Below are 11993 nucleotides of genomic sequence, written 5' to 3' on the forward strand. Positions count from 1 at the left end.
CTAAGCGCTAAGCACGCCGCACGGGTAGCGCGGCGGCAGGCACCCTTGGTAGCCCTCCGCGTGAAGGGCCACCGACTAGGAGTGGGCGTGGAGTGCATGCTCCGAGATGTACGCGCGCAGGGCAGCGGCATCCGCGGGCATATCAATCTGGTGCTGCGGGAGTTCGAGCATCTCGCGGTAGGCCTCGTCGGTGGCGGGAATGCGGCCGAGCGCCTCAGCGATAACGTCGGGGAACTTTGCCGGCTTTGCTGTCTCCAAGACCAGCATGGGAATACCGGGCTCAATGTGGGCCTGGGCCACAGTGACACCGTCGGCGGTGTGCGGATCCAGTAACACCTGCGTGCTCTCGAAGACTGACCGGATCGTGTTGACACGGTCCTGGTGCGTGCTCGTGCCGCTGACGATTCCGAACTCTTCCAGAAAGCGCGACTGCTGTGAGGCGAGATCGACGAAACCATCGGCGCCGAGTTGCTTCCAGAGGTCACGAAGGCGTTCCGCATCGCTGCCGAGAAGGTCGAAGAGAAAACGCTCGAGGTTGGATGCCTTAGAAACGTCCATAGACGGGCTGGAGGTGGCGAGCGTATTTGCCGCGTTTCGGGGCCGGTAGATGCCGGTGCGGAAGAACTCATCGAGAACATTGTTTTCGTTTGTCGCTACGACAAGCTTTCGGATGGGCAGACCCATCATTCGCGCGTAGTGACCCGAGAGCACGTTGCCGAAGTTGCCCGATGGCACCGAAAAAGAGATCTCAAAGCCTGCTCGTTCGTGCGCGTCTACGGCATCGGTAACCCGCAACCAGGACCAGAAGTAGTAGACGATCTGCGCGGAGATTCGCCCAAAGTTGATCGAGTTCATCGCTCCGAGATTGTGGGCCTGCTTGAAGGCGGCATCACTCGAGAGCTCCTTGACGAGCTCTTGGCAATCATCAAAGACGCCGTCAACGACGAGGTTGTGGATGTTCGGTTCCTGCAGCGAATACATCTGCGCACGCTGGAACTCGCTCATCCGGCCCAGCGGCGACAACATGAACGCGCTGAGACGCTTCCTCCCCCGGATGGCGTATTCGGCGGCTGAACCGGTGTCGCCAGAGGTCGCACCGAGAATGTTGAGGACCCCGCCGGATTTCTCGAGAGCGAAGTCGAGTGCCTCCCCGAGAAACTGCATGGCGATGTCTTTGAAGGCAAGCGTGGGGCCTTCGGACAAACCGACAAGGGTGAGGTTGTCGCCGAGCTTGGTGATAGGAATGATCTCGGGGGTCGAGAACTTCGCGGGGTCGTACGCAGCGTGGCAGAGGCGCGAGAGATCATCTTCGGAGATGTCATTAGCGAACAGGCCGATGACTGCGGTCGCCAGCTCAGCAAAGCTCAGGCCGCGCCATGACTCGAGCAGGGCGGCATCGACGTGGGGCAGCTCGCTCGGGATCGCTAATCCACCGTCGCTTGCCAATCCTTCGAGGATGACATCGGTGTACGAGCCGAGGGTGTGGCCCCGTGTGGAGGTGTACTGCAACCGGTCCTGCCTTTCGTCGAACTAAGGCACCAGCTTATCGGCAGGCTAGTGGGGTGTTACGCGGGGGAGGTGCTCTGGGGGCCAGCGTCAACTTCTGGCGCCAGCGGCGATGGCACCGCCAATGGCAACGTCACGGTAAACGTGCTTCCTTCGCCCGGCACCGAAGTGACGGCCACAGAGCCTAAGTGCTTCTGCACGAGTCCCCGCACCAGCGGCAGCCCGAGTCCGGTGCCAGTGATACCGCGCTCTTCCGCATCCGGTGCTCGGTAAAAGCGTTCGAAAATGTGCTCAATGACGCTGGAATCCATCCCGATCCCCGTATCCGTAATCGTGATCACTGCTTCTGTCGCCGTGGGGGTCGCGCCGATAGTGACGGCGCCCCCGCCCGGGGTGAATTTGATTGCGTTGTTGACCACATTGGTCAGGATGCGATCCAGTTCGATTGGTGGAAGCGCGGCACAGACCGGAGGGCCTGATTCGACCGTGAGTACGATCTCATTGCGCTCGGCAAGCGGGCGCAGGCTACCGATGACCTCGTGGGCCGTGACTGTGAAGTCGCTTGACGCGACAGCGGTCGAAGGGTCGCGGGGGCGCCCTAACTCCAGCAGGCTCTCTACGAGGTCAGCGAGGCGACGGGCGTTGCGGGCGATCGTTTCGACTGAGGCACGTTGAAAGTCATCAAGTTCTTCCTCTTCGAGCAGCTCGACATAACCGATGATGCTCGTGATGGGCGTGCGCAGTTCGTGACTTGCCGACGCCACGAACTCTTCTTTTTGCCTGTTCAGCTCGGTCACCCGCGCGGTCGCCATCTGCTCTTTCTCGAGAGCAAGCTCGTGAGCCTCGGCGACGCGTCGAGCGGCAGAGACATCCACGAGTTGGATGCTGTAGCGCACCCCTGACGACGACGGCTGAGAGACGATGAGCACGTCGATGTCCGAGCGCACGCCGTCGACGTCGGCCTGCCAACTGACGCGTTCCTCGTGGTGTTCAACCGCGGCCGCCACCTTGGCGGCGAGTGGTCCGTGCCAGAGCGCCACCGAATTCCCGTCAGAGTCCGTGCGGAGTTCTTGCTCGGGGGCAATCACTGAAGAGGCGATCTCATTCGATTCCAGAACGACGAAGCCGTGGGGGTATGGCTCGACGATCAGCAGCCCCACGCGGGATCCTACGAATCCTCCGCGCAGCACTTCTTCGCGGTCGCGGAGACGGGCGGTGACGAGCCGACTCTCATTCTGGGACGACGTCGCAAGGAGTACGAATGACGCAACGGAGAGGAGGAAGACTTGGATGAGGGTAGAGGGATTGCCGCCCAGCGCAACGGCCTGGTCGAACGGCCCGCCGCCCGCGGTCGTGAGCAGGGTGACGGCAATGGCGATTCCGACGATCTCGAACAACACAATACGAGTGGGAAACCTGAACGCAGCCCACGCGATAATCGGCAGGGGCAGAAACGACAGCGGAAGGGTGCTGTCCGGGCCAAAGACATAGAGAAGCACTGCGCTCATAATCACCAGCTGCGCCAGAATTTCGGCACGGTGCACACGGGCCAGGCTCGCGTGCGGAAGCAGGGCGAACGGCAGAATAATCAACACCGCAGTGGCGTGAGCCGCACTGACACCGATGAGAGTGTCGACGAATGATCCCCCATCGAAGACGGCGACGGTGAGACCGGCGAGGATTCCGATGAGCAGCGCGCCCGCCGCGACGGCGACGCACAGTCGATACGCCATCGCGAGGCTATCGAGAACGGGACGCGCCCGGGCGCTTCGAGTCACGATGACGGCGACCAGCCACGCTTCCGCGCTATTGGCGATGCCGAAAAAGATCGCTACAACGAACTCGCGGCCGCCGACCATATTCGACAAAGTGGTGACGACAACGACCGCGACCGCTCCCCAGACGCGCTGGGAGCGGTGCAGGCGCAGCACCAGCAAAACACTGACTCCGGCGGCGGGCCACCAGGCGGCAACATGGGAGCCCGGGGGCGAGAAAGCGACGAAGCCCCACCCGAGCAAAAACACCACAACCAGCAAAAGCAGCGTGGAGGGGGAAGCCACTGTGACCCGGCGAGCGTCACCGGGAGTGCCCAATTGTGACCTTGCCATTTCGACCCCCAGTCTCCGACTAATGACAGACTAGTCGGGAGCCTGAGCATCGTTGCTCAGAGATTTAGCCTTTCGGGAGGCGCAAATATGGCCGTTGTATTGATCGTTGAAGACGATGAAGACGTGCGTGCGCTGGTGGTTCACCGCATGAAGCAGGCGGGCCACGAGGTTCACACCGAGCACGACGGCGAGGCCGGTTTGGGCGCGGCGCGAGCATCCATTCCTGACCTGGTGATCTTGGACTGGATGATGCCACGGCGCAACGGACTCGAAGTCTGCTTCGAACTCCGCGCTGATCCACTCTTCGCTGCTACCCGCATTTTGATGCTCACTGCGAAAGCGCAAGAGCAAGACATTGAGCGCGCTTTGGCTGCGGGCGCCGACGACTATGTCGTCAAACCATTCTCCTCCCGCGAGTTGTTGGCCCGCGCAAACGCCCTGTTATCGCGATGATTCCGTCGATTCCCGCCATCCCGACGATTCCCGGGCTGGCCATGGCATTGCTGCTCACCACCGCGACGGTGTGTGGCTTGCTGGCGTTGATTGTGGTTGCAGAGCGCATCATTCGCACTGCTCTGGCTCACCGCGAAGAGAAACGTCGCGATCGAGTACGCCCCCACATCCTGACCATCGTCGACGGTGACACCCCAGCGACGCTCCCCCGCCGCGACCGTGCAGCCCTGTCTCGATTGGTGGCCGATACAGCCAGTCAGGTGCGAGGCGAGGACCGCGAGGCGCTCACCCAGTGGCTGATCGGCCAACAATTTCATCGCGCTCACCTGCGTCGCATGAAGTCACCATTTGCCCTGACCCGGGCGCGTGCCCTTGACCGGTTTGCGCCCATCGCCGAGCACGCGCCTCGATCAATTGAGCGGATGCTCGGTGACAGAGATCTGCGCGTGCGTAGCCTCGCGGCGCAAGTCGCCGGCCGCTCGGGAATGGCCGCTCTCGTGCCGGAGCTGTTGCGCCGCACGGAGGGAACCAGAGTCATCCCGGCCCGCATCATTTCCATGGCGGTTCTGCGCGCGGCACCTTCCTCCATTGCGGAGTTCGGGGACACCGTCACGGACAGTAATCATCGAGTGCGGGCGCTGGCGCTGGATCTCGCGGGGCAACTCAACCTCGTCGACGCCCGTCGTGCGATTGAAGCAGGGCTGGACTCCCCCAGCGCCGACGTGCGGATGGCGAGCGTGCGATCCATCCAACGTCTCGGTTCGCCTCTCTCGCTCGCAGCGCTTAAACGAATGGAAACCCAGAGCCCTGAGGAGCTGTTTCACACCGAAGTTGTTATCCACGAATTGACGGTGGGCTGATGATCGACTTCCTCATGCAGTTCACCTTCTGGGTCACCTGGGTGCTCATCGTCTACTACGCGATTTACAACGGAGTGTTTCTGGTGGTGCTCCTCAAGGGAGCGCTTGAAGTCTCGCGAGAAGTTAACTGGCCATCGTCGATGACGTTGTCGGAGATCTTCGCCAACCCGTTGACGCCAGGCATTTCGATAATCGTGCCCGCCCACAACGAAGAATCAGGGATTGTGGATGCCGTGCTCGCCCTGCGCAACCTCCGCTATCCCCTGACTCGCATCGTGGTCGTCGACGACGGGTCGACCGATGAGACCTTCCAACGCCTCAAGGACAACTTCGACCTGCGACCGACGTCGAAGGTGCTTGCTGCGGTACCGCAGCACGAGGGCAAAATCACCGAATTGTGGGCGACCCGCAGTGGTGATCTCACGGTTGTTCGCAAAGAGAGCGTGCGGCTGCGCTCGGATGCCGTCAATGCGGGACTGCGCGCCGCTGACCAAGAAATCGTCTGCATGATCGACGCGGACTCGCTGCTCGAACGCGATGCCCTGCTGCATATCGTGGCCCCGTTCGTCGCCGACCCTACGGTTCTCGGGGTCGGGGGTGTTATCCGTCCCGCCAACGGTGTCACGGTGTCACGGGGCGCCGTGACCAAGGTGCAAATGCCCAAGAAATGGGTCGAACGAATTCAGGTTGTCGAATACCTGCGGGCGTTCCTCGTGGGCCGCACCGGGTGGGCATCGATCAAAGGCCTCATGATTATCTCCGGCGCCTTCGGGGCTTTCCGGCGTGACGCCGTGCTTGAAGTGGGTGGCCTCGACAGCACATCCCTCGCCGAAGATGCCGATCTCGTGGTCGCGATCACTAAGAAAGCTCGAGACGAGAAACGGCCCTATCGCATCGCGTTCGTGGCGGAGCCCGTGTGCTGGACCGAAGTGCCGAACACGTTCAGTGCACTCAGCACGCAGCGTCGACGGTGGTCACAAGGCTTGGGCGAACTCATTGCCAAGCAACGAAAAATGATCCTGAATCCGCGCTACGGCGTGCTCGGGATGCTGACGCTCCCCTACTTCGTGCTGTTTGAGTTCTACGGCCCCATCTTCGGAGTGCTTGGGGCGTTCATTGCGCTCGCCGGAGCGATCACCGGGCTCATCACGTGGCAGCTTTTCGCGCTCGCATTCTTCGTCTCCGTCGGGCTGTCTCTGGTCTCGTCACTCGCCTCCGTGCTCATCGAAGAGAGCGCCTACCACCGGTATTCGCGTCTACGGGATGTCGTCGTTCTGCTGATGACCACCATCGTCGAGCTAATGGGCTTTCACCTCGTGCACACCTGGTGGCGGTTGCAGGGGGTGTATCGAGCACTCTTTAAGCGTCCAAGTGAATGGGGCACGATCGAGCGGGCCGGATTTGAGCAGGAAGGTCCCGGGCACGCCCCCGACGACTCCCCAGATCAACCGCAGCTGCAGCGGGAAACTACTGCGGATATTGCGCCGTGATGAGCAACTCATCCTCCGGCATAAACGTGACGAGATAGCTCGCGGTGAAGTCAACGTCTTTATCGAAAGTGGATACTGAGCCATCGAAGATCGAACGGACGTCGACGTTGAGGTGGGCTGCGGCATCCGTTTCGGGCATGAGCCAACTTCCCGTCTCAGAACCGGGCACGAGCGAGACCTCGGGATAGCTCGCAATGCTCCACTCGGGGGTGGTGACGATGCGGTTGGCCATGGGCTGCCCGAAGGGGCATCCGGTCGGCAGCAGCACTACCTGGGTGGCGCACTCATCGAGATAGTCGTTCACTTCACGCTGCACTTGCGCGATCATCGTCTGGTTGGCGACGACGTCGAGGCTAGCGCGAACGGTATCGCCCGGTTCCGTGGCCGACACCGTGATGGGGGAAGCAGTGAGGTAGGTGGAATCGTGGCTGATCTCGAAGCTGCTGGGGGTCAGCACTACGAAGGGCGCGGGAGTGTCTTGGGCAGGAGTGACAAACTCGGAGCCGTTCGCGGTGAACTCTTGGGCGTTCGTAACGGTGAGGCGCACGATCGTGAGGGGGGCCGTGACGAACTTCCAGTCGGCAAAGACGCCGAAACGTGAACCATCTCGCTCCACCGTGAACGTCGAGTGCGAGGTTTGGCCATCGAGCTCGAACACGAACGTGACGGTCTCGGACCCATCAGCGTTCTTCTCCTGGGAGACCACGGCGATCTCTTCGATCGTGCTGAGCGCCGACGGGCGCAGGAGGTCATGAGCGCCAGCGAGAAGCATGGAACCAGCACCGGTGGTGTCGATCGGTGTCGCGCCAGAACCATCATCCGATGCTGCGCCGTGTTCCTCAGGAAGCGTGATGTCGGCAATCTGCAGAGCGGATGCCATGTCATGACGGGCGAGAGCGCCGAGATAACTGCGAACGAAACCGCTTGCGCTGAAGAGTGTCGCGTTCACAATCAGGACAGTCGTGACGAAGGCGACAACAATCAGCCCAAACACGATTGACCAGGTAACAAGCTCGCGACGCATTCACACATCCTAAACCGCTGAGGTGCGCCGGAGATGAACCACAGATTGTGGCGCGCGGGCACGAGACCAGCAAGGTGCGGCATTAGGGTGATTGGGTGTCCGAAATTACCCTGTCGCCCGAGCAAGCAGCGGTCTTTGCTGCCATCGAGACGACGCGGGAGAACCTCTTCGTTACGGGGCGGGCCGGCACGGGTAAGTCGACGCTGCTCAATCACCTCGCGCACAACACATCGAAGCAGATTGTGATCTGTGCGCCGACCGGAGTTGCGGCGCTCAATGTGGGTGGGCAGACCATCCATTCGCTGTTTCGGTTGCCGATCGGTGTGATTGCCGACCACGAGCTCGAACAGACCGATCAGCTGCGCAAGCTGCTCAACACCATCGAGACGCTGGTGATCGATGAAGTATCGATGGTCAATGCCGACCTTCTCGACGCGATCGATCGCAGTCTGCGGCAGGCTCGTCAGCGCAAGAAAGAGCCCTTTGGTGGGGTGCAGGTCGTCTTGTTCGGTGATCCGTATCAACTGGCGCCGGTTCCGGGCGACCCGGATGAGCGGGCCTACTTCGAAGACCGTTATGAGTCGATCTGGTTCTTTGACGCTCTCGTGTGGCAACAGACTGACCTGACGATTTACGAACTCACGAGCATCCATCGCCAGCATGAGGATGAGTTCAAATACATGCTCAATGCCGTGCGTCACAACGGAGTCACTGCTGAAATCGCTGGGCGGTTGAACGCTGTCGGAGCGCGGCCAGCGCCGAACGACGGCACGATTACGCTCGCCACCACGAACAGCACCGTCACGCGCATCAACGCGACAGCGCTCGCGCGACTCTCCGGTCGCGTGCTCACGGCGAAGGCTGAGATTTCGGGAGAGTTCGGCGGTCGCGCCTACCCCGCCGATGAATCCCTTGAGCTCAAGGTGGGCGCGCAAGTGATGTTTTTGCGCAACGACACTCAAGAGGGCGGCACTCAGCGCTGGGTCAATGGCAGCGTCGGCACTGTCGTTAAGATCGCTGACACCGTTTGGGTCGAAGTGGACGGGCGCGACTACGAAGTGAAGCCCGTCGCGTGGGAGAAGTTCAAATACTCGTACTCGGCGCGCACGAAAGCGCTTCGCAAAGATGTTGTCGCCGAATTCACGCAGTTTCCCCTGCGGTTGGCGTGGGCGGTCACGATTCATAAGTCCCAGGGCAAAACCTACGACAGCGCGATCGTGGATCTCGGCCCACGTTCGTTTGCTCCCGGGCAGACCTATGTTGCGCTCAGTCGCATCAGCAGGCTTGAAGGGCTCTACCTGACTCGGCCTCTGCGCCCGAGCGACATCATCGTTGATGAAAACGTCGTGCGGTTCATGTCGCGGGCCCAGCCCATCCCGGCTATTCAGGCCTGACTCCCCCGGGCTCGCGTGAGCTACTGGAGCTACTTCACACTGCCAGCCGTGATGCCTTCCACGATCTGCTTGTTGAAGACGATGTAGATCACGATCATCGGCAGCGTCACGATCGAGAGCGCTGAAAACAGCAGGCCGTAGTCGGTTACATACCGGCTGGAGAATGCAAGCAGTCCGGTGGGGATTGTCTTGAGCGCATCATCCTGAATGTAGAGCAGGGCGAGCAAGAACTCGTTCCAGCTCGAGAGCGCGGAGAAGATTGCGACGGTAGCGAGTCCGGGCCGCAGCAGCGGCAGCGCGATCGAGCCGAAGATGCGCAGGTCGCTTGCGCCATCGATGCGGGCGGCCTCGAAGAGTTCGTCGGGCACGGCATCCAAATAGACCTTGAGCAGGTAGACCGCGAGCGGTAAACCCATCGCGGTATACGGAATGATCAAGGCCCAGCGGGTGTCGGTGATGGCCAGCTGGGTGAACATCGTGGACTGCGCGATGAAGTAGGACTGCAGCGGAAGAAGCAGACCCAAAGCCAGTAACCCCATAAACAGGTTACGACCGCGAAAACGATAGCGGCTGAACGAAAAAGCCGCGGCAGCGCCGAGCAGCAGGATGGCGAGCACCGACGCTCCGGTGACGATCACGCTGTTCAGCGCGTACTGGCCGATGTGGCCTACCTCGAACGCTTCAACCCAGCGGCCGAAGTCGATCTCGGTGGGGAGGGCGAAGGGCGTTGCAAAGATCGCCGAGTTGGTCTTGAAGCTCGAGAACACCATCCAGAGCATCGGAAAGAAGAACACGACGGCGATGACGATGAGCGCCGCGGTGAAGAGCACATCGGTGATCCGCAGGGGAGTGCGCCGGCCGGCGTGATGCTTCGCGGGGTGCGTGCGAGCTGAATCGGATTGCTTGTTGCTGGCGTCGATACTCATGAGCGCACCTCCTCAGGCTTCTCGCGATTGACTCTCGTGAAGATCAGCCCGAGCCCGACCACGACCACGGTGAGCACGACCGCCATCGCGGATCCGTAGCCAACATTCTGGAAACTGAATACAGACTTCACGAGATAGGTGGTCGGGATCTCGGTGGCACCGTAGGGCCCACCATTGGTCATGACATAGAAGAGGTCGAAGCCTTGGAAGCCACCGGTGATACAGAGCAAGAGTGCGACTGTGATCGCGTTGCGGATCATCGGAACCTTGATGCGGCGAAACAGCTGCCATTCGCCTGCACCATCGAGGCGGGCCGCCTCAATGACTTCGGTCGGAACTTGGTTGAACGCGGCATAGAAGATGGTCATGTAGAAACCGGCATATACCCAGCCGGAGACAACGCTTACCGCGATCAGCGCGGTGGAGGTGTCGCCGAGCCACACCCGTTGGAGGTCTTCTAGGCCTAAGGTCTGCAGGGCGGCATTGAGGAGACCGAAGTCGTTGTTGTAGACGAATGCCCACAGCACAGCCACGACAACCATAGGGAGCATCACCGGGGTGAAGATCGCAACCCGGAACCAGAGAGAACCGCGGCGACGAACGCTCACGAGGCCCGCGAGCACCAAGCCGACAATAACCTCGAGCACGATTGTGATCGCGATGTAGATGAGTACGTGCACGAAAGAATCGCGAAACAGAACGTCCTGGGCGGCCTTGACGTAATTGTCGATGCCGACGAAAACCATGGCGCCGTAGCCGTTCCACTCCGTGAAGCTGTAGGCAAAAGTCATGATGACCGGGAACAGCACGGCGAAGCCGAAAACCGCCATGGCGGGCACCAAGAACAGATACGGGGTGACCGTACGGTTCGGCTTCATGGAGCGATCCTTCGAAAGGAGCGCTGGTCGTCCGCCTTCGGGTGGTGGACGACCAGCGCGGTCGGCTAGCTAACGGGGAGGGTGTTAGCCAAGCTTTTGATCTATGCCGGCAACGGCATCCGCGGGCGAACTCTGACCACCCAAAACCTCAGCGAGAGCCGCGTAGAGCGCATTGGCGGTCTCGAGGTCGTAGCCGTTGTCGGGCGGCAGCACGATCGCGGGAGCGGTCTCAAGCAGAGACGTGAGTGATGCGGTGCGCGAATCGATGTCTTCACCCGACGCGGCCGACAGGGTCATCGGAGTGAGCTCCGCACCGATGAACTGCTGAACGTTCTCGTCGCTGTTGAGCAGGGCCAAGAACTCGGCGGCCTCATCCTGCTTGGTGCTCTTGGCGTTGACGACGTACCCGGTGACAACACCGATGACGCTCTCTTGGTTGCCTTCGCCGGGCATAGCTGGGAGGTTCACGTAGTCGAAGTTAAGGTCAGGCGCCTCATCGATCGCCCAGCTCACGAGCCACGAACCGATCGCGTGCATTGCTGCTTTGCCTTGGAAGAAGAGCTGAGCACCCTCGTTGTCGTCGACAGCGTTCACGCTTTCGTTGACGCAGTTGTGGTCGGCGAGTTCTTCGACGTACCCGAAGGCTTCGATCCACTCGGGGGTGTTGAAGTCAGTCTCACCGGCGAGGGCTGAGCTGTAAACGTCTTCACCCACCACGCGCGAGGTCAGGTGGGCGAGCCAGTTACCAGCAGCCCAGAGATCCTTGTTGCCCGAGGAGATCGGGATGATTCCCTCGGCGTTGAGCGCGTCACAGGTGTCGAGCAGTTCTGCCCAGGTGGTGGGAGGCGTGAGTCCGGCATCCGCAAAGATGTCTTCGTTGTACCAGAGCACGTTGGTGACATCGGCGGAGTGAGGCACCATCACGACGGCGCCATCGACGGTGAGCGAGGTGAAGACTTCGTCGTCGAAGAGACCAGCGATGGGACCGGATGTCACCGCTTCCGTGAGATCGGCAGCGAATCCGTCGGCGGCACGCTGTTCCAGTCGCGCTCCCGCCCATTCAAAGTAGATGTCTGGAGCGTTGCGGCCGTTGAGCAGGTTGGGAAGCCCGATGGTTTGGTACAGATCGTCGTCTTGGTAGTTCATTTCGACTGTGACGTCGGGGTTGGCGGCTTCGTACTGTGCCGCTACGTCGTCCCAGACGCGGATCTGAGCTTCACCAGGGGAACCCATGGCGATGCGGAGTACGTTGTCGTCGGAGCTTCCGCCGTCGGCTGAACAACCGGTAAGGATCAGTGCTGTAGCGCTGAGGGCAGCGACAGCAGCGAGAGTCTTCTTTCGCGTGACGGGCATG

Annotated in this window: 10 protein-coding genes; 4 read left to right on the plus strand and 6 right to left on the minus strand. The window is 61.0% G+C overall.

Annotated features, from left to right (window positions below; genetic code table 11):
* Nucleotides 1-75 precede the first annotated feature (75 nt).
* Together thrC and I6E60_RS01400 are read right to left on the minus strand one after the other, a co-directional pair.
* Entirely contained in the window at nt 76-1509 is a 1434-nt protein-coding gene (thrC, locus tag I6E60_RS01395; protein WP_197178475.1) for a threonine synthase, read from the minus strand.
* A gap of 56 nt (nt 1510-1565) precedes the next feature.
* Entirely contained in the window at nt 1566-3614 is a 2049-nt protein-coding gene (locus I6E60_RS01400) for an ATP-binding protein (RefSeq protein WP_197178477.1), read from the minus strand.
* Between the two features lie 87 nt (nt 3615-3701).
* On the opposite strand from I6E60_RS01400, the gene I6E60_RS01405 reads away from it, so the two are divergent.
* The 3 genes from I6E60_RS01405 to I6E60_RS01415 are packed head-to-tail and all read left to right on the plus strand — an operon-like array spanning nt 3702 to nt 6417.
* On the plus strand, nt 3702-4067 hold the full coding sequence (locus tag I6E60_RS01405) for a response regulator transcription factor (RefSeq protein ID WP_197122372.1): 366 nt from the start codon (nt 3702-3704) through the stop codon (nt 4065-4067).
* Complete coding sequence (locus I6E60_RS01410; RefSeq protein WP_197178479.1) at nt 4064-4927, plus strand: HEAT repeat domain-containing protein; 864 nt, start codon at nt 4064-4066, stop codon at nt 4925-4927. Before I6E60_RS01405 ends, I6E60_RS01410 begins: the two co-directional genes overlap by 4 nt.
* Nucleotides 4927-6417: a glycosyltransferase family 2 protein gene (locus I6E60_RS01415; protein ID WP_197178481.1), complete on the plus strand. Its 1491-nt coding sequence runs from the start codon at nt 4927-4929 to the stop codon at nt 6415-6417. Before I6E60_RS01410 ends, I6E60_RS01415 begins: the two co-directional genes overlap by 1 nt.
* On the opposite strand, the gene I6E60_RS01420 is transcribed toward I6E60_RS01415, so the two are convergent.
* Nucleotides 6395-7441 (minus strand): hypothetical protein, encoded by a 1047-nt coding sequence (locus I6E60_RS01420; protein WP_197178483.1) that lies wholly within the window; start codon nt 7439-7441, stop codon nt 6395-6397. The two genes, I6E60_RS01415 and I6E60_RS01420, sit on opposite strands and share 23 nt — an antisense overlap.
* A 95-nt stretch (nt 7442-7536) precedes the next feature.
* On the opposite strand from I6E60_RS01420, the gene I6E60_RS01425 reads away from it, so the two are divergent.
* On the plus strand, nt 7537-8835 hold the full coding sequence (locus tag I6E60_RS01425; protein WP_197178485.1) for an ATP-dependent RecD-like DNA helicase: 1299 nt from the start codon (nt 7537-7539) through the stop codon (nt 8833-8835).
* A 29-nt stretch (nt 8836-8864) separates the two neighbouring features.
* On the opposite strand, the gene I6E60_RS01430 is transcribed toward I6E60_RS01425, so the two are convergent.
* The 3 genes from I6E60_RS01430 to I6E60_RS01440 all read right to left on the minus strand — a co-directional run bounded on the left by I6E60_RS01430 (nt 8865) and on the right by I6E60_RS01440 (nt 11992).
* Entirely contained in the window at nt 8865-9761 is an 897-nt protein-coding gene (locus I6E60_RS01430) for a carbohydrate ABC transporter permease (protein WP_231601091.1), read from the minus strand.
* The gene (locus I6E60_RS01435; protein ID WP_197178487.1) at nt 9758-10639 is read right to left on the minus strand and encodes a carbohydrate ABC transporter permease; all 882 of its coding nucleotides are present in this window, start codon (nt 10637-10639) and stop codon (nt 9758-9760) included. The genes I6E60_RS01430 and I6E60_RS01435 overlap by 4 nt, the downstream gene beginning before the upstream one ends.
* Before the next feature lie 84 nt (nt 10640-10723).
* On the minus strand, nt 10724-11992 hold the full coding sequence (locus I6E60_RS01440; protein ID WP_197122384.1) for an ABC transporter substrate-binding protein: 1269 nt from the start codon (nt 11990-11992) through the stop codon (nt 10724-10726).
* Nucleotide 11993: the final 1 nt, after the last annotated feature.

The sequence above is a fragment of the Salinibacterium sp. SWN167 genome, assembly GCF_015864665.1.
Lineage (GTDB): Bacteria > Actinomycetota > Actinomycetes > Actinomycetales > Microbacteriaceae > Rhodoglobus.

Bases quoted from the DNA above. Each gene is read 5' to 3' on its own strand.
- I6E60_RS01430 (WP_231601091.1), bottom strand. From the start codon at position 9,761: ATGAGTATCGACGCCAGCAACAAGCAATCCGATTCAGCTCGCACGCAC.
- I6E60_RS01400 (WP_197178477.1), bottom strand. From the start codon at position 3,614: ATGGCAAGGTCACAATTGGGCACTCCCGGTGACGCTCGCCGGGTCACA.
- I6E60_RS01410 (WP_197178479.1), top strand. From the start codon at position 4,064: ATGATTCCGTCGATTCCCGCCATCCCGACGATTCCCGGGCTGGCCATG.
- I6E60_RS01415 (WP_197178481.1), top strand. From the start codon at position 4,927: ATGATCGACTTCCTCATGCAGTTCACCTTCTGGGTCACCTGGGTGCTC.
- I6E60_RS01435 (WP_197178487.1), bottom strand. From the start codon at position 10,639: ATGAAGCCGAACCGTACGGTCACCCCGTATCTGTTCTTGGTGCCCGCC.
- I6E60_RS01420 (WP_197178483.1), bottom strand. From the start codon at position 7,441: ATGCGTCGCGAGCTTGTTACCTGGTCAATCGTGTTTGGGCTGATTGTT.
- I6E60_RS01440 (WP_197122384.1), bottom strand. From the start codon at position 11,992: ATGCCCGTCACGCGAAAGAAGACTCTCGCTGCTGTCGCTGCCCTCAGC.
- I6E60_RS01405 (WP_197122372.1), top strand. From the start codon at position 3,702: ATGGCCGTTGTATTGATCGTTGAAGACGATGAAGACGTGCGTGCGCTG.